This is a genomic window from Methylobacterium sp. WL69, assembly GCF_008039485.1.
GTDB lineage: Bacteria > Pseudomonadota > Alphaproteobacteria > Rhizobiales > Beijerinckiaceae > Methylobacterium.
This window is the reverse complement of sequence record NZ_VRUZ01000001.1, coordinates 24782-46281: the sequence shown is the minus strand read 5'-3', so window position 1 is coordinate 46281 and position 21500 is coordinate 24782. Positions and strand designations below refer to the sequence as shown.

At 67.6% G+C, this 21500-nt stretch carries 23 protein-coding genes and 1 pseudogene; 8 read left to right on the top strand and 16 right to left on the bottom strand.

What is annotated here, in order from left to right; genetic code table 11:
- Window positions 1-157: 157 nt before the first annotated feature.
- Together FV218_RS00240 and FV218_RS00235 are read right to left on the bottom strand one after the other, a co-directional pair.
- Window positions 158-1738, bottom strand: coding sequence for a DHA2 family efflux MFS transporter permease subunit (locus tag FV218_RS00240; protein ID WP_147708243.1), 1581 nt, complete (start codon window positions 1736-1738; stop codon window positions 158-160).
- A 5-nt stretch (window positions 1739-1743) separates the two neighbouring features.
- The gene (locus FV218_RS00235) at window positions 1744-2904 is read right to left on the bottom strand and encodes an HlyD family secretion protein (RefSeq protein ID WP_147708241.1); all 1161 of its coding nucleotides are present in this window, start codon (window positions 2902-2904) and stop codon (window positions 1744-1746) included.
- 204 nt (window positions 2905-3108) lie between these two features.
- On the opposite strand from FV218_RS00235, the gene FV218_RS00230 reads away from it, so the two are divergent.
- Window positions 3109-3747 (top strand): TetR/AcrR family transcriptional regulator, encoded by a 639-nt coding sequence (locus tag FV218_RS00230; RefSeq protein WP_147708343.1) that lies wholly within the window; start codon window positions 3109-3111, stop codon window positions 3745-3747.
- A gap of 4 nt (window positions 3748-3751) precedes the next feature.
- Here FV218_RS00230 and dxr read toward each other — a convergent pair whose 3' ends face one another.
- From dxr to FV218_RS00160, 14 genes are all read right to left on the bottom strand, one after another.
- On the bottom strand, window positions 3752-4915 hold the full coding sequence (gene dxr, locus FV218_RS00225; RefSeq protein WP_147708239.1) for a 1-deoxy-D-xylulose-5-phosphate reductoisomerase: 1164 nt from the start codon (window positions 4913-4915) through the stop codon (window positions 3752-3754).
- A gap of 13 nt (window positions 4916-4928) precedes the next feature.
- A complete protein-coding gene (locus FV218_RS00220) occupies window positions 4929-5795 on the bottom strand; it encodes a phosphatidate cytidylyltransferase (protein WP_147708237.1) in 867 nt (288 codons plus the stop codon).
- A complete protein-coding gene (locus FV218_RS00215) occupies window positions 5795-6595 on the bottom strand; it encodes an isoprenyl transferase (RefSeq protein ID WP_056086601.1) in 801 nt (266 codons plus the stop codon). The genes FV218_RS00220 and FV218_RS00215 overlap by 1 nt, the downstream gene beginning before the upstream one ends.
- 187 nt (window positions 6596-6782) lie before the next feature.
- Window positions 6783-7349 (bottom strand): ribosome recycling factor, encoded by a 567-nt coding sequence (gene frr / locus FV218_RS00210; protein ID WP_056086604.1) that lies wholly within the window; start codon window positions 7347-7349, stop codon window positions 6783-6785.
- 135 nt (window positions 7350-7484) lie between these two features.
- Window positions 7485-8207 (bottom strand): UMP kinase, encoded by a 723-nt coding sequence (gene pyrH / locus FV218_RS00205; protein WP_056086606.1) that lies wholly within the window; start codon window positions 8205-8207, stop codon window positions 7485-7487.
- Between the two features lie 152 nt (window positions 8208-8359).
- On the bottom strand, window positions 8360-9283 hold the full coding sequence (tsf, locus tag FV218_RS00200; protein WP_056086609.1) for a translation elongation factor Ts: 924 nt from the start codon (window positions 9281-9283) through the stop codon (window positions 8360-8362).
- A 135-nt stretch (window positions 9284-9418) separates the two neighbouring features.
- Complete coding sequence (locus FV218_RS00195; RefSeq protein WP_056086612.1) at window positions 9419-10486, bottom strand: 30S ribosomal protein S2; 1068 nt, start codon at window positions 10484-10486, stop codon at window positions 9419-9421.
- Window positions 10487-11013: 527 nt separating this feature from the next.
- Window positions 11014-11778 (bottom strand): pseudouridine synthase, encoded by a 765-nt coding sequence (locus FV218_RS00190; protein WP_147708235.1) that lies wholly within the window; start codon window positions 11776-11778, stop codon window positions 11014-11016.
- The gene (locus FV218_RS00185) at window positions 11775-12695 is read right to left on the bottom strand and encodes a methyltransferase (protein ID WP_147708233.1); all 921 of its coding nucleotides are present in this window, start codon (window positions 12693-12695) and stop codon (window positions 11775-11777) included. The genes FV218_RS00190 and FV218_RS00185 overlap by 4 nt, the downstream gene beginning before the upstream one ends.
- An 85-nt stretch (window positions 12696-12780) precedes the next feature.
- Window positions 12781-13755 carry a GTPase Era gene (gene era, locus FV218_RS00180; RefSeq protein WP_056086621.1) on the bottom strand — a complete coding sequence of 325 codons (975 nt, stop codon included), beginning with the start codon at window positions 13753-13755 and terminating at the stop codon, window positions 12781-12783.
- On the bottom strand, window positions 13748-14542 hold the full coding sequence (gene rnc / locus FV218_RS00175; protein ID WP_147708231.1) for a ribonuclease III: 795 nt from the start codon (window positions 14540-14542) through the stop codon (window positions 13748-13750). Before rnc ends, era begins: the two co-directional genes overlap by 8 nt.
- A gap of 14 nt (window positions 14543-14556) precedes the next feature.
- Window positions 14557-15357, bottom strand: coding sequence for a signal peptidase I (lepB, locus tag FV218_RS00170; protein ID WP_056086627.1), 801 nt, complete (start codon window positions 15355-15357; stop codon window positions 14557-14559).
- A 123-nt stretch (window positions 15358-15480) separates the two neighbouring features.
- Window positions 15481-15888 (bottom strand): holo-ACP synthase, encoded by a 408-nt coding sequence (gene acpS / locus FV218_RS00165; protein WP_147708229.1) that lies wholly within the window; start codon window positions 15886-15888, stop codon window positions 15481-15483.
- Entirely contained in the window at window positions 15885-16643 is a 759-nt protein-coding gene (locus tag FV218_RS00160; protein ID WP_147708227.1) for a pyridoxine 5'-phosphate synthase, read from the bottom strand. Before FV218_RS00160 ends, acpS begins: the two co-directional genes overlap by 4 nt.
- A gap of 116 nt (window positions 16644-16759) precedes the next feature.
- Here FV218_RS00160 and FV218_RS00155 point away from each other — a divergent pair, with 116 nt between their 5' ends.
- The 7 genes and pseudogenes from FV218_RS00155 (at window position 16760) to FV218_RS00125 (ending at window position 21498) form a co-directional block, all read left to right on the top strand.
- On the top strand, window positions 16760-17134 hold the full coding sequence (locus FV218_RS00155) for a PH domain-containing protein (protein WP_147708225.1): 375 nt from the start codon (window positions 16760-16762) through the stop codon (window positions 17132-17134).
- Between the two features lie 72 nt (window positions 17135-17206).
- Window positions 17207-17470 carry a PepSY domain-containing protein gene (locus tag FV218_RS00150; protein ID WP_147708223.1) on the top strand — a complete coding sequence of 88 codons (264 nt, stop codon included), beginning with the start codon at window positions 17207-17209 and terminating at the stop codon, window positions 17468-17470.
- A gap of 36 nt (window positions 17471-17506) precedes the next feature.
- Window positions 17507-18196: pseudogene (locus FV218_RS00145) on the top strand (MgtC/SapB family protein).
- Window positions 18197-18490: 294 nt separating this feature from the next.
- Window positions 18491-19231, top strand: coding sequence for an aquaporin Z (gene aqpZ, locus FV218_RS00140; protein ID WP_147708221.1), 741 nt, complete (start codon window positions 18491-18493; stop codon window positions 19229-19231).
- A gap of 313 nt (window positions 19232-19544) precedes the next feature.
- Entirely contained in the window at window positions 19545-20024 is a 480-nt protein-coding gene (rpsF, locus tag FV218_RS00135; RefSeq protein WP_147708219.1) for a 30S ribosomal protein S6, read from the top strand.
- A 3-nt stretch (window positions 20025-20027) separates the two neighbouring features.
- Window positions 20028-20315, top strand: a complete 288-nt coding sequence (gene rpsR, locus FV218_RS00130; protein WP_056086652.1) for a 30S ribosomal protein S18 — start codon at window positions 20028-20030, stop codon at window positions 20313-20315.
- Between the two features lie 160 nt (window positions 20316-20475).
- Window positions 20476-21498, top strand: a complete 1023-nt coding sequence (locus FV218_RS00125) for a DUF2232 domain-containing protein (protein WP_147708217.1) — start codon at window positions 20476-20478, stop codon at window positions 21496-21498.
- The last annotated feature ends 2 nt before the right edge of the window (window positions 21499-21500 follow it).

Below are 21500 nucleotides of genomic sequence, written 5' to 3'. Positions count from 1 at the left end.
TCCCCGAGGCGTCTCAGCGGCACGCCGATCCGCCCATAGCAGATCGGACCTGCAGCGGGCGAACGCAAATGCACCACGTTGGTTCTGGCGTCGCACCGGGGCAAAGACCAGACGGAAAGTCGGCTTTCCTGCGATCTCGGTAAAGAGAGGCGCAGGGTCAGTGCCCCCCGCCCCCGCCCCTGGCGGCGCGCGGCCGGCGGATGAAGGGCACGGCGCAGGCCATCAGGAGGAACAGGCCGGTCAGCACGAGGAACACATCCGAAAAGCTCATCACCAGTCCCTGGATGCGAACGGTGTTCATCATCGCCTTGAGGGCCATGGCATCGGCATTGCCGCCCATTCCTTCGAACTGTCGACGCGTCATTTCCAGGCGCTCCAGCACGGCGGTGTTGGTCCAGGTGAAGCGCTCGTGCAGGCGGGCGAGGTGGAGGTCCCACCGGTCGTTCAACACGGTGTTGATGAGGGCGAGGCCCACCGCCCCGCCGAGGTTGCGCGTGAGGTTGTAGAGGCCGGAAGCGTTCTTCATCCGGGCCGGCGGCAATGTGCCCAGCGCAATGTTGTTGATGGGAATCATGCACAGCATCAGGGAGCAGCCGCGCAGGATCTGGGGTACGAGTAGTTCGCCGAAATCCCAGTCTTTTGTGAGCCCCGTCACGATCCAGGTGCCGGCGGCGAAGCCGACGAAGCCGAGGCCCATGGGGATGCGTGGATCGACCTTGCCGAGGAACCGCCCGGCGATCGGGGCGGTGGCGAACATGCAGAGGCCGGAGATGAACATGGTCTCGCCGATCTGCAGGGCGGAGTAGCCGCGTACACGGCCGAGATAGACCGGATAGAGATAGGTCAGGCCGTAGAGGCCGATGCCGAGGACGAAGCTGAAGAGGCAGCCCGCCGTGAAGTTGCGATCCGCGAAGGCGCGCAGATCGACGATGGGCTCGGCCGCCGTGAAGGCACGCCAGAAAAAGGCCGGCCCGGCCATCGCGCAGACCACGGCGCAGGCGAGCACCGCCTCGTCGGCGAGCCAATCGTGATTCGGTCCCTCCTCCAGAACGTATTCGAGGCAGCCGAGCATGAGCGCCATGAACACGAGGCCGAACCAATCGAAACGCTTGAACAGGGCGAGGTTGGGCTCGTCGAAATCCACCAGGCAATAGGTCGAGACCGTGACGACGATGCCCGGCACCACATTGATGAGGAACAGCCAGTGCCAGTCGAACAGATCGGTGAGGTAGCCCCCCACCGTCGGGCCGATGGTGGGGGCGAGTGTGGCGACGAGGCCGATCATCGGCGAGACGATGGAGCGCTTCGAGGGCGGGAAGATCGTGAAGGCCGAGGCGAACACCGTCGGGATCATGCCGCCGCCGATAAAGCCCTGCAGGGCGCGCCAGACGATCATCTGATTGATGGTGGTGGAGGTGGCGCACATCACGCTCATGAGCGTGAAGCCGCCCGCCGAAATCACGAACATCCACCGGGTCGAGAGCACCCGCGACAGGAAGCCCGACAAGGGAATCGCGATCACCTCGGCGATGAGGTAGCTCGTCTGGACCCAGGGAATTTCATCGCCCGAGGCGGACAGGCCGGCCTGGATTTCGGCGAGCGAGGCCGAGACGATCTGGATGTCCAGGATCGCCATGAACATCCCGAACACCATGCAGACGAACGCCACCATGCGGCGGCGGTCGAGGGGCGGTCCGGCGGCGATGGGTCGGGCGAAATCATGGGCGGCGGCGGCCATGGCGCCTACGGCCGCAGGGCAGCGGTCGTAGCCACCGCGCGGGTGTCGACCCGGACGGTGACGGAGAGGCCCGGGCGCAGCAATCCCTCCCGGGCGACGTCCGCTGGCACCCGCACCCGAACGGGCAGGCGCTGGACGATCTTGGTGAAGTTGCCGGTGGCGTTGTCCGGCGGCAGCAGGCTGAACACCGAGCCCGAGGCCGGCGACAGGGATTCGACCCAGCCGACGATATCGCGGTCCGGATAGGCATCCACCGCGACGTGGACGGGCTGGCCGGCGTGCATCCGCTCGACCTGTGTCTCCTTGAAGTTGGCATCGATGCGCACGCTCTGAAGCGGCACCAGGGCCGCAATGCGCGAGCCCGGAGACACGTAGGCACCAGCCTCCACCGCCTTGTTGCCGATGACCCCGTCGAAGGGCGCGTGCAGGATGGTGAAAGCGAGGTCGCGCGCAGCGCGGCGCTCGGCCGTGCGCAACTCGGCGGCCAACCCCTCGGCCTCGGTCCGCTGCGCACGCAGGACCTCGACTTGAGCTTTCATCGCCACGAGGGATGCCTCTGCGCCCTTCTCGGCGGCCTGGGTGCGGTCGCGGTCGGCACGGGCCTGCTCGATGCGGGCTTTCGCGACGAAATCGACCTTCTCGAGCTGCTGCTGGCGGGCGTAATCTGCCGCCGCTCGAACGGCATCGGCCCGAGCCGCGTCGATCTGGGTCGCACTCTGGATGAGCTGGGCCTGAGCGGCCTCGACCTGCCGCCCGATGCGGGTGATGGTCGCCTCCTGCGTCACGAGCTTGTCGTGGGCGGCTTCCTCGGCGAGACGATAATCTCCATCGTCAATGCGCGCGACGATATCTCCGGCCTTTACCGCCTGCCCGTTCACCACCGGGACGACGGCGAGGTAGCCGGGCACCTTGGCGGCGAGCACCGAGATATCGGCCTGGATGTAGGCATCGTCGGTGGACAGGAAGAACCGCCCGACCGTCCACCACGCGTAGGCCTTGTATCCGCCTCCGCCGAGGAGTGCGGAGACGACGAGTGCAACGATGAGCTTGCGTGCGATCCGCCGCTTTGGCTTCGCGCCTTCCGTGGATTGCACGCCGTCCGGGGACTGGGCGATCTCGGGGCGCGCCGTGGAATCGGCCATCGGCGGCCCTACGGGTCCCGACATCGACGAAACGTCCGGGAACGGACCAGAATCCGTTTCATCGCGACCTTCGTCCCGTCCGCCCACGTCGCGTAGCGTCATCGTCGTGTTTCCGGCATCGGAATTTGACCGAACCGTTCGGTCAATAGCTGAAGCGGATTGAACCGCATCTGCATTTTCGCTAGGTAGAGTGACCGAACGGTTCGGTCAAGACGGCGTTGGGTGACGATGACGAGCGATGCGAGCGCGGTTCCCCTACGGACGGGTCCGGAATCGGACAAGCGCCGGCAGATTTTGGAGGGCGCACGCGCCGTATTCCTGGCCGCCGGCTTCGATGGCGCCAGTATGGGCGAGATCGCCCGGACGGCGGGCGTGTCAAAGGGTACGTTGTACGTCTACTTCGACAGCAAGGAGGCGTTATTCGAGGCGCTCACCGTCGCCGAGCGCCAGGGGCTTGCCGAGGCGCTGTTCCGCCTCGATGCGGACGATCCGGATGTCGCCGGCGTGCTCACCCGCCTCGGACATAGCTATCTCGCCGAGCTGGCGCGCGCCGACCACGTGGCGGTGATCCGCATGGTGATCGGGGCGACGGAGAGATTCCCACGCTTCGGGCAGGCCTTCTATGAGGCCGGCCCCGTTCAGGGGGTTGCGCGTCTCGCCGCCTATTTCGGCGCTCAGGTGGCCGCCGGACGCCTGACGGCGGCGGACCCGGAACTCGCCGCCAAGCACTTCCTGCACCTATGCCAGGCCGGCCTCCTCACCCGCCTGCTGTTCGCCGCCAGCGGGGCGGTGACGGAGGGCGAGATCGCCTACCGGGTGGAGGAGGCCGTGCGCGTGTTCCTCGCCGGCTACGGACCGGGGAGCTGACGGTTCAGGCGGGAAGCGCTTCGCTGCTCCACGCGCGGACCTCGGCATCGATGGCCAGCGCCTCGTCAACATCGGCCGGGGCCGCCCGGTAGAGGCCCGCGAAATGGGTACAGGCACGCTCCACGAGGTCGCTGATCCCGTAGAAACCGATGACGCCGCGAATGAAGGCGGAGACCGCGATCTCGTTGGCGGCGTTCATCACCGTGGGAGCCGCCCCGCCATCGCGGAGCGCCGCGCGGGCGATGCGAAGGCAAGGGAAACGGATTTCGTCGGTGGCCTCGAAGGTCAGGCTTCCGACCGCAGCGAGATCGACGGACCGGCCACGCGCGATGGTGAGGCGCTCGCCGAGCCCGAGGCAATGCGCGATCGGCACCCGCATGTCGGGCATGGCGAGGCCCGCCGTCACCGCGCCGTCGCGCCAAGTGATGAGGCCGTGGACGATGGATTGTGGATGCACGATGGCATCGAGACGTGCGGCCTCGATCCCGAACAGGTGATGCGCCTCGATGAGTTCGAGGCCCTTGTTCATTAGGGACGCCGAATCGATGTTGATCTTCATGCCCATGGACCAGGTCGGATGGGCCGCCGCGTCCTCGGGCGAGGCGGCGGCGATGCGCTCGGCCGTCCAGGTGCGGAACGGTCCGCCCGAAGCCGTGATGGTCATGGTCGCGACATCGGCGACCTTGCCGTCGCCGAGCGCCTGCGCGAGGGCGTTGTGCTCGGAATCCACCGGCAGCAGGGTGGCACCATAGCGCCTGGCGTCGCGCATGAAGGCGTCCCCGGCGCAGACGAGGCTTTCCTTGTTGGCGAGCGCCACCGTGCGCCCGAGGCGGAGCGCCGCGTGGGTCGGGCGCAGGCCGGCGGCCCCGCTGACGGCGGCCATCACGATGTCGGCGTCGCGTGCGGCGGCCTCCAGCACGGCGCCGTCGCCCGCGCCGTTGGGAATGCCGGTGCCGGACAGAAGCTCGCGCAGGGCCGCTCCCTGCGATTCGTCGGCCAGGGCGACGAAATCCGCGCCGATCTCGCGGGCGAGCTTGGCGAGGGCCACGGCATCACGGCCGCCAACGAGGGCGCCGATGCGGAAGCGCTCGGGATGCTGGGCGAGGAGATCCGTGGTGGAGCGCCCAATGGAACCGGTGGCACCCAGGATGGAGACGGTGAGAGTCAACGGAGGAGATCCTTCAGACCACGCCCATGCGGTGCGCGAGGAGATACAGTCCGGCCAGCAGCGCCACGGCGGCGAAGCCGTCGAGACGATCCATGACGCCACCATGACCGGGAATCGAGCGGCCGGAATCCTTGACGCCCCAATGCCGCTTCAGGGCCGATTCAGCGAGATCGCCGGCCTGACTGAAGACCGATGCCGCGGCACTCACGAGACCGACGAAAACGAGGGAGGTCGCGGCAAGCGGGCTCCAGTCGTAGCCCCGGGCCAGGGCGATCAGGCCGATGCCCGCGGCCGTCCCGGCGGCAAGGCCACCGAGGGCGCCCGACCACGTCTTCTTCGGACTCACGGCCGGCATGAGCTTCGGTCCGCCGAAGGTGCGCCCGGTGATGTAGGCGACCACGTCCGTGGACCAGACGACGGCGAACATCCAGGCCGGACCGAGGATGCCGATGGCGGGATCGTCGCGCAGGCCGGGGGGCACCAGGGCGACGACGGTCCCGCCGAACAGGCCCGCCACGGCCCGGCCCCGCGCCGGCCCGTCCTGGGCCAGGACCAGGATCCCGGTGACGCCCAGGGCGGCAACGATGAGAAACACGTGCGGCGCGGCGCCCTCCCGCAGGCACAGGACGAGCCCGGTGAGGGTCGCGCCGATGACGATCAGGAGGAGCCGTCGAGGACCCGTGCGGCTCATGCCGATCCACTCGGCGGTGCCGACGAGGGCGGCGGCGAGCCAGATGAAGGCGAACGGGCCACCCCCCATAATGAGGGCCGAGACGACGATGGCCGCCAGCACCACGCCGGACACGAGACGAAGTTGAAACTCACGCCCCCCGAGGGGATTGCGGCGCGCGCCGGGGGTCGCCTCGCTCGGGCTTCCCATCACCCGGTCTTACCGCTCAGGCCGCCGAAACGACGGTCGCGGCGGTGATACTCGCCGATGGCCGCCACGAAGGCGTCGTGGTCGAAATCCGGCCAGAGGGCGGGGGTGGTCACGTATTCGGCGTAGGCCGTCTGCCAGGTGAGAAAGTTCGACAGGCGCAGTTCGCCCGAGGTGCGGATCACCAGATCGGGGTCGGGAATGCCGGTGGTGTCGAGGGCCGCCGTGATGGCGTCGATGTCGATGTCGTCCGGCGTCGCCCGCCCCTCGGTACAAGCGCGCGCCAGAGCACGGACGGCCCGGACGATCTCCTGCCGGCCGCCGTAGTTGAACGCGACCACCAGGGTCAGGCCGGGATTGCCCCGCGTCATCGCCTCGGCTTCGTCCAGGAGCCCAATGATGTCCGCGCTCAGGCCCTCGCGGTCGCCGATGATCCGAACCCGCACGCCATTGCGGTGGAGGTCGGCCAGATCGCGGCGCACGAACAGCTTGAGCAGGCCCATGAGGTCCGCGACCTCGGCGGGCGGGCGGCGCCAGTTTTCCGACGAGAAGGTGTAAATGGTCAGGTAGCGCACACCGAGATCGATGGAAGAACGCACGGCCCGGCGCACGGCCTCGACGCCACGGCGATGGCCCTCGACGCGGGGCAGTCCACGCCGCGCCGCCCAACGACCGTTGCCATCCATGATGATCGCGACATGGGCGGGCGCCGGCAGCGCGAGGCCGGTGGGCGGCACCGGCGCTGCGCCGGACGCGGCCGGAGAGCGGACATCGAACGCCGATGCGCCCTGCCCCCCCGCCATCCCGGTCTCGATGTGACGCGCGCCCTCAGTTCGACCCAACGCGCCCCTCCCCCATGCCTCGTCCAGTCCGATCGGAAATCCGCCGAACGTCGGAGCCGTGTCCTACCCTGCCGTTTCGGACACGGCTCCAAATCTTGTCTTGCTGCTGTCTTGAGACGAACCGGCCTCCATTTCGATGGCGGGCACGCTAGACCTGCATGATTTCCTTCTCCTTGGACGCCAGGACGCCATCAATCTCGGCGATGTGCTGGTCGGTCACCTTCTGGACTTCGCCGGCCTGACGCTTCTCGTCGTCCTCGCTGATGGCGCCATCCTTCTCCAGCTTCTTCAGGTGGTCGAGGCCGTCGCGGCGCACGTGGCGGACGGCGACGCGGGCCTCCTCCGTGTACTTGTGAGCAACCTTGACCATCTCCTTGCGGCGCTGCTCGTTCATCTCGGGCACGCGCAGGCGGATGGTCTGGCCCTCGGTCTGGGGGTTCATGCCGAGATCGGATTCGCGGATCGCCTTCTCGACGGCGGTGACCATGCCGCGATCCCACACGGAGATGCTCAGGAGGCGCGGCTCCGGCACGCTCACGGTGGCAACCTGCGCCATGGGCATCATCGCCCCGTAAGCGTCGACCTGGATTGGATCGAGGATGCTCGGCGTCGCGCGGCCCGTCCGCAGGGAACCGAGGTCACCCTTCAGGGAGGTGACGGCGCCCTGCATGCGGCGCTTGATGTCGTTCAGGTCGAATTCGGGGATGGCAGCCATGCGTTCAGTGTCCCGACGCGAACAGAGGAGGGAGGGAGGCCGGGCCGCCGGGGCCCGTTCTGCGGCTTCAATGAACCAAAACCCTGTGGCCCGCAAATGGCGTTCACGGGGCTTCGCGCTTTCGCGACGGGCGGATCAGGGGACCACGTGGGTGGCGGGTGCCTCGCCGGTGAGAATGGCCCGGATCGAGCTCGGCGCATGGACGGAGCCGACGACGATGGAGAGGCGGCTTTCGCGTGCCAGGGCGAAGGCCGCGGTGTCCATCACCTTGAGGTCACGACCGATCGCCTCGTCATGGGTGAGACGGTCGTAGCGGGTAGCGGACGGGTCGGTCTTCGGATCGGCCGAGTAGACGCCGTCCACCTGAGTGGCCTTGAGCACGGCGTCGCACCGGAGTTCCGCCGCGCGTAGGACGGCCGCCGTGTCGGTGGTGAAAAAGGGATTGCCGGTGCCACCGGCCAGCACGATGACCTGACCCTTGTCGATGTGATGCAGGGCGGGCTGGCGCGCGAAGGTCTCGCAGATGGTCGGCATCGACACCGCCGACATGGTGCGGGCCGGCACGCCGGCGGCATTGAGGGCCGTCTCGAGGGCCAGCGAATTCATCACGGTCGCCATCATGCCGAGCGAGTCGCCGGTGGCCCGGTCGATCCAGCCGGCGGACGAGATGCGCGCACCCCGGATCATGTTGCCGCCGCCGACGACGAGCGCGAGTTGGATACCGCATTCCCGGGTCCGGGCGATGTCCTCGGCGATGCCGGCGAGGGTCGGCGGATGAAGCCAGTATCCATCGGGCGCAGCCAGCGCCTCGCCGGAGAGCTTCACGAGGACGCGGCGAAACAATGTGGTCTCCGGCATGAGCCAGTCCCCTCGAATCCAACCCGGGAGTGGGCCGGAGAGCCAATCGGAAGCGGAGGGGTGTCTAGCGCACGGCAGGCCGGAACGTCGAGGGGCGGCGGCCTCGCAGCCACCGCCCCTTTCACGTTTCCGTCATGGCGTCGGACTCGAGTTCAGCCCCGAGCTGCGGCGGCCACCTCGGTGGCGAAGTCAGGCGCCTCTTCCTTCTCGATGCCCTCGCCGAGCGCGTAGCGCACGAACGCGGTGAGCTTGACGGGCGAGCCAGCCTTGCCCTCGGCCTCCTTGAGAACCTGGGAGATCGTCTTCGAGCCATCGTGTACGAAGGGCTGCTCCAGGAGGGTGACCTCCTTGTAATAGCTCTTCAGGCCGCTCTCGACGATCTTGGCGAGCACGTTCTCGGGCTTGCCGGCGTTCTTCTCACGCAGGATGTTGATCTCGCGATCGAGGGTCGCCTGATCGACGCCGGCGGCATCCAGCGCCACCGGGTTGGTGGCGGCGACATGCATGGCGATCTGGCGGCCGAGGGTGGAGAGCACCTCGACATCGCCCTCCGACTCGAGTGCGACGAGCACGCCGATCTTGCCGAGACCGTCGACGATCTGACCGTGAACGTAGGAGGCGATGACGCCCTTGGTCACGTCGAGCTTGGCCACGCGACGCAGGGTCATGTTCTCGCCGATGGTGGCGATGAGGTTGGACAGCGTTTCCTTGACGGTGGTCTCGGAGCCGGGGAAGTGTGCGGCTTCGAGGCCTTCCAGGGTGCCGTCGGTGTCGAGGGCGAGCTTGGCGGCCTCGCGGGCGAAGCCCTGGAAGCTGTCGTTGCGGGCGACGAAGTCGGTCTCGGAGTTCACCTCGACGAGGGCCGCGTGATGACCCGAGGATTCCACGGCGACGAGGCCCTCGGCGGCGACGCGGCCAGCCTTCTTGGCCGCCTTGGCAAGGCCCTTCTTGCGGAGCCAGTCCACGGCGGCTTCGATGTCGCCGTCCGTCTCGTTGAGCGCGCCCTTGCAGTCCATCATGCCCGCGCCGGTCTTTTCGCGGAGCTCTTTCACCAGTGCGGCGGTGATGTTGGCCATGGCCTGTCCTTTCCGGGACTCTTGAAGTGGGGACTTCTGAAGTGAAGGAGCCCGGCGCTCTATGAAAAGCACCGGGCTTCAGGATGATGATGTCGATCCGTCGGTGGCGGCCCGGATCCGGGCCGCCCTGCGGGCTCAGGCGGCGGCAGCGGCCTCGGCGAAGCCGCGGGCCTGCTCGATCCAGCCGTCGCGGCCGATGCGGCCGTTGAGCTTGAGATCGGCATCGACCTTGGCGACATCGGCCTCGCTCATGGCGACGAGCTGCCAGTAATGGTAGATGCCGGCTTCGTTGAGCTTCTGCACGATCTGGGGACCGGCGCCGTGGAGCTTCGACAGGTCGTCGGGGGCGCCACGCGGAGCCGAGAGCAGTTCGAAGTGCTCGGTGGACTCCACGAGGGCGGCCACATCGGCCTGGGTGACCGAGCCGGACTCGATGGAAGCCGCGCCCTCGTCGTTGGCGGGCAGCTCCTCGGCGGTGGGCTCCTCGGAAGCGCCGAGATCGATGCCGCTCGAACCCTGGCCGCGCGAGATGCCATCGATGGCCGCACGGGCGATGAGGTCGCAGTACAGGGCGATGGCGCGGCCGGCGTCGTCGTTGGCCGGGACCACGTAGGTGATGCCGTCCGGGTTGCAGTTGGTGTCGACGATGGCGGCGACCGGGATGCCGAGGCGCTGGGCCTCCTTGATCGCGAGCTGCTCCTTGTTGGTGTCGATCACGAACAGCAGGTCGGGCACGCCGCCCATGTCCTTGATGCCGCCGAGCGCCTTCTCGAGCTTGTCCTTCTCGCGGCCGAGCATGAGACGCTCCTTCTTGGTGAGGCCCTGGGCCCCGCCGTCGAGGATCTCGTCGACCTTGCGCAGCCGCGAGATCGAGCCCGAAATGGTCTTCCAGTTGGTCAGCATGCCGCCGAGCCAGCGGGAGTTGACGTAGTACTGGGCCGAACGCTTGGCAGCCTCGGCAATGGTGTCGGCGGCCTGGCGCTTGGTGCCGACGAACAGCACCCGGCCACCCTTGGCGACGGTGTCGCTCACGGCCTGCAGGGCCTGGTGGAGGGCCGGCACGGTCTGGGCCAGGTCGATGATGTGGATGTTGTTGCGCGTCCCGAAGATGTAGGACTGCATCTTCGGGTTCCAGCGGTGGGCCTGGTGTCCGAAGTGGGCGCCGGCCTCGAGAAGCTGACGCATGCTGAAATCAACGGCCATGATCTTTGGTCTCTCCGGTTATGCCGCCGCGGAGGAAGCGATCGGGTCCAAAAGAACCCCGATCACCGGAAACGCCTCATTCAGGCATGAGGCCAACTCCGCGTGTGGAATGGGCGGGGCCTTACCAGACGGTTTTTGCGATGGCAAGGTTTTGAGTGGAGGACGCAGTCAGGGGCGGTCGTTACGCTGGATCCAGAGGAAGACAAGCGTTCCACCAAGAAGGAAAGGACCGAGTGCGATCCACGGAAGGAGGCTAGGCCAAAAGACGGAAAAGTCCGTTTCGACTCGGCAGTCACCGAACTTTCGGAACGGCCAGGGGTATCTGCGCAAGGTCCGGGACTCGCAGAGGGTCACGCCCCACAGGAAAGCGCTGACAATCTGCCAGTGGGCAAAGGCCCAAATGATACCGAGTCCGAGCACGAGCCAGCAGTCTTTCCTCCCCGGTCGTATTCTTCGGGTCTCCCGATCTGGCATCGTTCCGCGCCCCTTCGCCCGATCGAAGTCAAACGTGAAGATTCGTCAACGAATCACGTCGTGCCGGCTTCACCAAACACGGCGGCGATGTCGGCCTCGTGCATGACCCGATAGCACCCCGCCTCCAGATCGGCCGGCAGGTCGAGCCCTCCGATTCGGTCGCGGTGGAGGGCGACGACGTGGTTGCCGATGGCCGCGAACATCCGCCGGACCTGATGGTAACGGCCCTCGTGCAGGGTCACGGCCGCGTGGGTCGCATCGTGAATCTCGGTCTCGACGGGCAGGAGCGGCTTCTCCTCTCCCTCCAGCATCAGGGTGCCGGAGGCGAAGATGGCCACCTCGTTGCCGTTGAGCGGACGGTCGAGGGTCACCTGGTAGCGTTTGGCGACGTTGGATTTCGGCGCGATGATCCGGTGCAGCAGGGCACCGTCGTCGGTCAGCAGCAGGAGACCGGAGGTCTCCTTGTCGAGGCGGCCCACCGTGGACAGGGCCGGGTCGCGTCGGCGCCAGCGCTCGGGCAGCAGCCCGTAGACGAGGGGTCCCGCCTCCTTGTGGGAGCAGGTGACGCCGAGCGGCTTGTGCAGCATGAGGGTCACGCCCGGCGGCGGATCGAGGGGAACGCCGTCCACCACCATGCGCTGGGCGAGATCGGGCGTCACCGGGATGCGCTGGTCCGAATCGCGCAGCGGCGCGCCGTCGAGGACGACGAGGCCGGCGCCGGTGAGGAGCCCGATCTCCCGGCGCGAGCCGTAGCCCATGTTGGCGAGCAGGCGGTCGAGGCGCAGGGTCGGGGTCTTGGCTTTCCCCGCCTTGCTCATTTCCGGGCCTCGAAGATCTTGTAGCCCCCGGACGAGGCCTTGAGTTCCACGGTCTTGAAAGCGGCGTTCAGGGGCTTCTCGTAGGGAAGGTGCATGTTGGCCGTGACCCACAGGGTACCGCCCGGACGCAGGGCCTCGGCCGCGCGGGCGATGAAGCCCTGGCCGAGGGCCTGATCCTCCGAGCCGCCGTCATGGAAGGGCGGGTTCATCACGACGAAGTCGAGGCGGCTAAGGCCGAGGCCGCCCGCGCGGATGTCGGCCCAGCGGATGGTGACACGCGGGTCGGCGACATTGCGGGTCGCCATCTCGACGGCGCGCCGGTCGATGTCGATGAGCGTGAGCGTCGTCACCTTCGGCGAATGCAAGACGGAGCGGGCGAGGACACCGAGGCCGCAGCCGAAATCGGCACCGCTGCCCGCCAGCGGCGGCAGGAGCGACAGGAGAAGGGCCGAGCCCGGATCGAGGCGATCGTAGGAGAAGATGCCGGCCTGCGAGCACAGGGCGAGGTTGTCAATGTGGCGCGGACCGCCCTCCTCCAGGGCCACCCTCAGGTCGCCGAGGGAATCGGGCCGGTCGACGACGCAGATGCGGTGGTGGCGCCGGGCGCTCTCCGTCGCCGGAGCCCCGAATCCGGCGAGTTCCTTGGCCAGGCGCGAGCCGCCCCGGTCCTTCGGAGCCAGGGCGGTCAGGCGTCCGCCCGGACGCAGGGCACGCAGGGCCTGAGCAAGGACGTAGCGGCGCTCGATTGTGCCAGCCGGTGCCAGCACGTCGATCCGCTCGAGGCTGCCCGACGCGACATCCTCGATCCGGGGCGAGCCCGGGATCAGCGGCGAGACCTGGACAGCTCCTTCCGGACCCTCGATGAGTTCGGCGGGCGGGAAGCCGTACAGGGCTTCCGAGAACGATGTGATGGACATGATGATACGATCCGGCGCGACGGCGCGCGCGCCTCGACGGCTGAGAGCGTAACGGATGACCTGAGCGGCCGGTGATAGCCGATGCCTAACCGCGCGGGAACTCCAGGCCCATCTCGCGGTAGCGCGCCGGATCATCTGCCCAGTTCTCGCGCACCTTCACGTGCAGGAACAGGTGGACCGTCTGCTCGGCGGCCTCGGCGATCTCGCGCCGCGCCGCCTGACCGATGGCCTTGATGGTCTGGCCGCCCTTGCCGAGCACGATGGAGCGCTGGCTCTCGCGCTCGACGAAGATGGTCTGCTCGATACGCACGGAGCCATCCGTCCGCATCTGCCACTGATCGGTCTCCACGGTGGAGCGGTAGGGCAGTTCCTCGTGCAGGCGGTCGTAGAGCTTTTCGCGGGTGATCTCGGCGGCCAGCATGCGGATGGGGGCGTCGGAGACCTGATCTTCGGGGTAGAGCCACGGGCTCTTCGGCATCATCCCGGCCAGGGTTGCCTTCAGCACATCGATGCCGTCGCCGTTCAGCGCCGAGATCATGAAGGTGTGGGTGAAGGCGATGCGCTCGTTGAGCGATGCGGAGAGGGCCAGCAAGCGGTCGCGGGGGATGAGATCGATCTTGTTGAGGATCAGCACCTTGGGGCGCTTCACGTCGGGGAGCTTGGCGAGGATCGCCTCGACTTCGTCCGAGACGCCCTTGCGCGCATCGATGAGCAGACAGACGGCGTCGGCATCCGACGCGCCGCTCCAAGCGGAATGGACCATAGCGCGGTCGAGCCGACGCTTCGGCGCGAAGATGCCGGGGGTATCGACAAGGATGATCTGCGCCGTCCCCTCCATGACGATGCCGCGCACCAGGGCCCGCGTCGTCTGCACCTTGCGGGAGACGATGGAGACCTTGGTGCCGACGAGGCTGTTGAGCAGGGTCGACTTGCCGGCGTTCGGGATGCCGATGAGCGCGACGAAGCCGGCGGTGGTGTTCTCCGGCATGGGAGCGGACGGAAGCGGTACCAGGGGCGGCAGATCGTCGTCGTGATCGGTGTCGAAATCGTCGTCAGACATCGGGAGAATTTCCTTCGCGGACGTCCGCCGACGTCTCCATGATTGGGCTGGGGATCTGACCGAGGACCTCGCGCTCCAGCACGAGGCGGGCGGCCTCCTGCTCGGCGAGACGCTTCGATGGGCCGGTGCCGATGCCGGGCGCCAAGCCCTCGACCCGGGCGGCAATGCGGAAGACGGGGGCGTGATCGGGGCCGGAGCGCTCCACCACCTCGTAGGCGGGGATCGGCAGGCCGCGGCCCATGGCCCATTCCTGCAGGGAGGACTTGGCATCTCGCCCGCGGGGAGCCGCCGTATCGACCCCCGGCGTGAAGGCGGCTTCGACGATGGCCTTGGCCTTGGCGTAGCCGGCATCGAGGAAGACGGCGCCGAGGATCGATTCGCAGGCATCGGCCAGGATGGTCTGGTTGCGGCGCCCGCCGCTCTGGACCTCGCCGGGGCCGAGCAGGAGATGTGGTCCGACATCCCAGGCCGTGGCCACGGCCGCGCAGGTCTCGCGCCGGACGAGGCCGGCGAGGCGCCGGGACAGGTCGCCCTCGTCGGCCCCCGGAAAGGCCGCGTACAGGAGATCGCCGACGGCCAGACCGAGGACGCGGTCCCCGAGGAATTCCAGGCGCTGGTAGCTGCCGAGCCGGCCGTTGCCGCCGGCCTTGCTCACGTGGGTCAGCGCCAGAACCAGCAGATTCGGGTCGGCGAAGGCGTGGCCGATTGCGGCTTCGAGCACGGCGAGGCCGGGCTTCGGACGGGGCGCGCGCCGCGCCCGGCTGGAGGGACGCGCCTCTTCGTCCACGGTTCGCAATCGCCCTAATGAATGGTGGTGAACAGGCGGCCCCAGCGGACCTTCGCCGGCCAGTTCCAGATCTGCCACGCCGGCGTTCCTTCGTCGATGGAGAAGAAAATCATCTCCGCCCGGCCGACGAAGTTCTCGAACGGCACGAATCCGACATTGGCGAGATCGCGCGAATCCGTGGAGTTGTCGCGGTTGTCGCCCATCATGAAGAACCGCCCTTCGGGAACGGTGTAGGGCTCGGTGTTGTCCCAGTAGCCGTTGTCGCCGTCGCGCTCGATCACCTTGTGGGTGACGCCGCCCGGCAGGGTCTCGAGGTACTGCTCGGCTTTCGCCTGCTCGCCGTAGGGCCCGGTGGTCTCGAACGGGGCGATCTTCTCGCGCTTGACCGGCACGTCGTTGATGTAGAGCAGGCCGGCCTTCATCTGAACCTTGTCGCCGGGCAGTCCGATCACGCGCTTGATGTAGTCCGTGGCGTTGTCCTTGGGCAGCTTGAACACGGCGATGTCGCCGCGCTTCGGCGTCGCCGCCCAGACCCGGCCGTCCGCCGTGAACGGCAGGTACTCGCTCAGCGGCAGCGAGTATTTCGAGTAGCCGTAGGAATATTTCGAGACGAACAGGTAATCGCCGATGAGGAGCGTCGGCACGAGCGAACCCGAGGGGATGTTGAACGGCTGGAACAGCAGCGTGCGCACCACGAGGGCGATGAGCAGCGCCTGACCGCCGACCTTCAGGGTTTCCTTGATGCTGGCCCAGGTACCGGTCTCGGCGGCCTTCAGGTCATGCTTCGTCTGGTGGTCCACGCGGGCACGTTCCATCTGGCTGGCCTCTCCGGTCCGACACGGAAGGCCGGAATCCAGGCCCCGTCCGTCATCGACGGTCGAGCGGCGGCATAGACCATGCGCGGAGGACCCGCAACGCGAGGCCGCTCCCGACGAATCTCAGGGGGTGCCAAGCGGCACCGCCTCGATGATCACAAAGGCCTGCGCCATGGGCGGATCGTCCGTAAGGGTGATGTGGACCTTGGCGGCGTAGCCCGCCGGGATCAGCCCGGCCAGGTGAGTCGCGGCCCCACCGGTGAGATGGAGGGTCGGACGGCCGCCGGGCAGGTTGATCACCTCCATGTCGCGCCAGAACACGCCGTGGCTCAGGCCGGTGCCCAGCGCCTTGGCACAGGCCTCCTTGGCGGCGAAACGCCGGGCGTAGGATGGCGCGCGGGCGGCACGGGCGTCGCACTTCGCCCGTTCCCCGTCGGTGAAGACCCGGTGGGTGAAGCGCTCGCCGTAGCGTTCGAGGGAGCGCGCGATGCGGCGGATGTCGCACAGATCGGAGCCGATGCCGACGATCATGCGGCGCCTGCCCGGCGGGCGGCGTCCATGGCGGCCCGCATGTCGCGCACGGCCCGGTCCAACCCCATAAAAATCGCTTCGCCGATGAGGGCGTGGCCGATGTTGAGTTCGGCGATCTCGGCCAACGCCGCAACCGGCCCGACGCTGTCCAGGGCCAGGCCATGGCCGGCATGGATCTCGAGGCCGAGGCTGGCACCATAGGTCGCCGCATGGGCGATCCGGGCCAGTTCCGCCGCGACACGGGCCGTGTCCCCGGCCGCCACCGCCTCGCAATAGGTTCCGGTGTGGAGTTCGACCACGGGCGCTCCGAGGCGGTGGGCCGCGTCCATGACCGCCGCATCGGGCTCGACGAACAGGGAGACGCCCAGACCCGCCTCCCGCAGGGCCGCGATACGCGGAGCGAGGTGATCGTGCCCGCCGACGATGTCGAGGCCGCCCTCGGTGGTGCGTTCTTCGCGCTTCTCCGGAACGAGGCAGGCGGCGTGGGGCCGGAGGCGGATCGCCAGGGCGATCATGGCGTCGGTGGCCGCCATCTCGAAGTTCAGCGGCACGGTGAGCACCCGGGCGAGGATCTCCATGTCCGCGTCGCGGATGTGCCGGCGGTCCTCGCGCAGGTGCGCGGTGATGCCGTCGGCCCCCGCCTCGACGGCCATCCGCGCCGCCCGGATCGGATCGGGATGGGCGCCGCCCCGCGCGTTGCGCACGGTGGCAACGTGATCGATGTTCACGCCGAGACGCAGGGGACGTAGGGACATGGTCGATCCGCGCTCCAAACACGATCCGATGCGGGATCGTCGCGACCCGGCCGTTTCACCTCGGGGGCCTGCCCCCTACATAGGCGTCGCGAGCGCGAACGGGGATACGGCACACCATGGGATTTCTCGACGGCCTGCTCGGCCACGGCAGCGACCTCTCGCCGGCGGAGGTCCATGAACAGCTCGCGGGCGTCCTCACGGAGGGCGAGATCGTGCAGGTCGCCTTCCGGCTCATCCGCGACCTCATCGTCTTCACCGACCGGCGCCTGATCCTCGTGGACAAGCAGGGAATCACCGGCCGCAAGGTCCAGTATATGACGGTACCCTACCGAGCGATCACCTGCTTCTCCGTCGAAACAGCAGGCAGCTTCGACCTCGATTCGGAACTGAAGATCTGGGTCTCGGGGCGGCCCGATCCGATCATGAAGACGCTCAAGCGCGGCGCCGACATCCTGGGCATTCAGCAGGCGATCGCGAGTTCGATCCGTTAGGGCGCAGGGGAACCGGCTTTCGGCGTCGCGGTTGACTTCGGAGAAGTTATTTGCCGGCTCATGGAGTCCCCGATGTCTCGTTTTCTCCCCCTCGCGCTCGCGCTTGCCCTCTCCTGCACCGCGTCGACCCTCGCGCTTGCCGATCAACCCGGAGCCGATTGGATGCCAGCCGATCAAGTGAAGCAGAAGCTGATGGCAACGGGCTACACTAGCATCACCGAGTTCGAGGCCGACGACGGACATTGGGAGGGTGAGGGCATGAAGAACGGTGTCAAGATGCAGTTCCATGCCGATCCGAAGACCGGAGCGCTGCTGTCGGAGAAGCCGGACAAGTAGTCCGACCGACGGGGAAGATACGGCGACCTCTCCGGCATGCTGAGCAATTTCGACATGGTCGGCCGCCTGCTCGTGGCGGCCTTCCTCGGCAGCATCATCGGTTTCGAGCGGGAGCGACTGGTCTGAGCGGCCGGCATGCGGACGCATATGCTGGTCTGCGTCGGCTCCTGCCTGCTGATGATCGTCTCGGCTTTCGGATTCGCCGATGTCCTCGGCCGGCCGAACGTGACCCTCGATCCTTCCCGCGTCGCCGCCCAAGTGGTGTCCGGGATCGGTTTCCTCGGCGCCGGCACGATCCTCTTGCGCGGCGAAGTCGTGAAAGGCCTCACCACCGCCGCCAGTCTGTGGGCGGTGGCCGCCATCGGCCTCGCCTCCGGTGGAGGTCTCTACGTTCCGGCCATCGCCACCACCGCCATCGTGCTCGGCATCCTGGCCGGGATGAAGCCGATCGAAGACCGCTACCGCGAGCGACGCCAGCGTCACGACTTGCGCGTCGTTGCGCGCCATGGTGTCGTCACCACGGCGACGATCCGGACCCTCGCCGGTCCCTGCGCATCGAAGCTGCGCCAGATCGTGATCCGTCAGAACGCGACCGACGATCGCGATGCGATCACCCTCCGCCTCGTGCACGTGGATCGCGGCGCCCTCGATTCCCTAATGGAACGATTTCGCCAGCATGGATCGGTGCTGAGCGTCGAAACGATCGACCACGATTCCGACGTATGATCGCTCCCGGTGGAGCCCGGTCCGGCGCCTGTGAACCGACCTGATCCCGGTCGAACCCGGTTTTCGTCAAACATTTTCTCACTGAGAGACCCGATCGGACGCTCACCGCAATAATGGGCAACGAATGTTTCAAATGTACCCCTTGCGATGATTGCTAACCCCCTCCGGCCATGCAATGATCGTATCGCGCGTACTGGCGAAATTGTTTCCGTCCGGCAACGACGCAGGTCGCGCCAAGTCGAACGCGAACGGCCTTCGCTTCGCGCACGCATCGGCAAGGCAGGAGGACTCCGCATGGACCACGATACGATGCGCAGGGTCACCGCCGAATTCTTCGGCACCTTCTGGCTGACCTTCGGCGGTTGTGGAGCAGCTGTCCTGTCCGCAGCTTTTCCGGAACTCGGCATCGGCTTCCTCGGTGTCGCCTTCGCCTTCGGCCTGACCGTTCTCACAATGGCCTTTGCGGTCGGTCACATCTCCGGCGGCCACTTTAACCCGGCCGTCACGCTCGGCCTCTGGTCGGCGCGACGGTGCGCGAACCACCACGTCCTGCCCTACATCGTCGCCCAGGTCGTCGGCGCGATCCTGGCGGCCGGACTGCTCTACGCCATCGCATCGGGCAAGTCGGGCTGGGTGCCGGGAGGATTCGCGTCGAACGGGTACGGCGACCTGAGCCCCGGCAAGTACAGCCTCGGAGCCTGTCTGATCGTCGAGTTTCTAACGACCTTCTTTTTCATCTTCATCATCGTCGGCACCACCTCGAAAGGGGCCGCGACGGGTTTCGCCGGCATTCCGATCGGCTTCGCGCTGGTGCTGATCCACCTTATCTCGATCCCGGTGACCAATACGTCGGTCAATCCGGCTCGGAGCACCGGCCCCGCCCTGTTCGCGGGCGGCGAGTACCTCGCGCAGCTCTGGCTGTTCTGGCTCGCTCCGATCGTCGGCGCGATGGCGGCCGGAGCGCTGGGCCGCTGGTTCTACGAGCCCGCGGACATCCTCGAAACGGTCGTGGTGGAGAAGCAGGCTGCGGTCTGAGGCTCTGTCTCGGCCGGCACGTCCGGCTCGCGGCCCTAGAACAACTTGCCAATCCCGAACAACTGGTTTATCCGCCACCCCTCGCGTTCGCTCCGGCTGGGGGCTGAACGGACGGTACCGGCTTCGCCGGTACAGGCTTGAATCCTGAAAAGGGTTTTCCCGTCGTCCCGTGTCTCCGCCTTCGATCAACCGCTCGGGCCTTCAAACGGCTCGAAGGGCTTGGCGCCGGGCGATCCGCGTACGAACCGGCCCGACGCTATTGTCCCGCACTCCGATGTGCCGTCGGGTCCCTTTGGATATGAAGGGCCCGTTAATGCCTCTCTACGAACACGTCTTCCTGGCGCGCCAGGACGTGACGAGCCAGCAGGTCGAGACCATGGTCGAGACCTACAAGGGCGTCATTGAAGCCAATGGCGGCAAGGTCGAGAAGATCGAGATGTGGGGCGTGAAGTCCCTCGCCTACCGCATCAAGAAGAACCGCAAAGCGCATTTCACGCTCCTCAATGTCGATGCCCCCCCGGCCGCACTGGCCGAGATGGAGCGTCAGATGCAGATCTCCGAGGATGTCCTGCGCTTCATGACCGTGCGCGTCGAAGAGCTCGAGTCCGAGCCGTCGGCGATGATGCAGAAGCGCGACCGCGACGACCGCAAGGATCGTGAGCGCGGCCGTCGTCGTGACGACGAGGGCTTCGGTGGCGGCGGTGGATTCGGTGGCGACCGCGATCGGGGTGATCGCGGCGACCGTGGGGATCGGGGTGACCGTCCCGAGCGCAACTTCGGCGGGGAGGCTTAAGCCATGGCATTTGGTGCTGGACCCGGAGCGGCTCCCGCCGCTGGCGCTGGTGGCGGTGCGGGCGGCGGACGTCGCCCCTTCTTCCGTCGTCGCAAGACCTGCCCGTTCTCGGGCGCGAACGCGCCCAAGATCGACTACAAGGACGTCAAGCTCCTGTCGCGCTACGTCTCCGAGCGCGGTAAGATCGTGCCGTCGCGGATCACGGCGGTGTCCGCCAAGAAGCAGCGCGAGCTCGCCCAGGCGATCAAGCGCGCGCGCTTCCTCGGCTTCCTCCCCTACGTGATCAAGTAGTTCACGCTGCCCTGGTCCGGCTCCGCCGGGCCGGGGCGTCCCTCGCGAGCGCGACGGGGCATTTTCGTACCGGTCTTCGATGAGGAAGGCCGGGAGTCGTTGGGGCGATGTGGTTCGCCTCTAACCCTGCCCGTATCGGGACAGTGGGACAGCGGGATCGATGGGTCAGTTTCTCGGAATCGGTATCGGCGCGGGCCTCGTCTCCGCCCTCCTCTTCGGCGTGCTGCTGAAGGCGACGGCGCTCGCCATCATCCTCTACCTGCTCGCCCCCCTCCCGATTCTCATCGTGGGGCTCGGCTGGAGCCACAAGGCCGCCCTCGTCGCGGCCATCACCGGCAGTCTGGCGCTGGCCCTCGTGGTGCAGCCCTTCCTGGGTCTCGGCTTCCTCGCCTATCTCGCCCTCCCCGCCTGGTGGCTCGCCTACCTCGCGCTTCTGGGCCGACCCGGCGCGGACGGCACCATGGAATGGTACCCGACCGGCCGGCTTCTGGCTTGGACCGCCGGCACGGCCGGCCTCGCCTTCGTCGCCATCGCGGTCATCGCGGCGCCGAACTACGAGACCTTCCACACGCAACTGCGCGACATGACGCGCTCCATCGTCAAGATCCAGACGCAGGGACGCACGGCTGCGCCAGCCCCGCCCCAGGCCGCCCCCGACGCGACCGGTGCGGACGGGGCGCAATCCGACACGGGCAAGCTTGATCCGAGCAAGCCCGACGACACCCTCAAGGATGATGTCTCAGACGCGCTGGCGCGCGTCGCTCCGGGCCTCGCCGCACAGGGGTTGGCCGTCCTCCTCGTGTTCTACCTCTGGGCCGCCGCCAGAATCGTGAAGGTGTCGGGCCGCCTACCCCGGCCTTGGCCGGACCTGCCGTCCACGCGGATGCCGCGCCGGGTCCTCGGCATCCTCGCCGGTGCCCTCGTGCTGACCTTCGTGCCGGGCTATCCCGGCGTCCTCGGCGTGGCCCTGGCCGGCGCCCTCAGCGCGGCCTTCGCCATCCAGGGTCTCGCCGCCTTCCACGACCGCAGCCGTGGCCGCCCCGGGCGCCTCGCCCTGCTGCTCGGCCTCTACCTCATCCTGTTCGTCACCCAGGGTATCGCCTTCGTGGCCCTGACCCTGTTCGGCATCGCCGACACCGCCCTCGACCGGCGTCGTCCCAAGGACGCGTCCGGGCGATCTTGAGC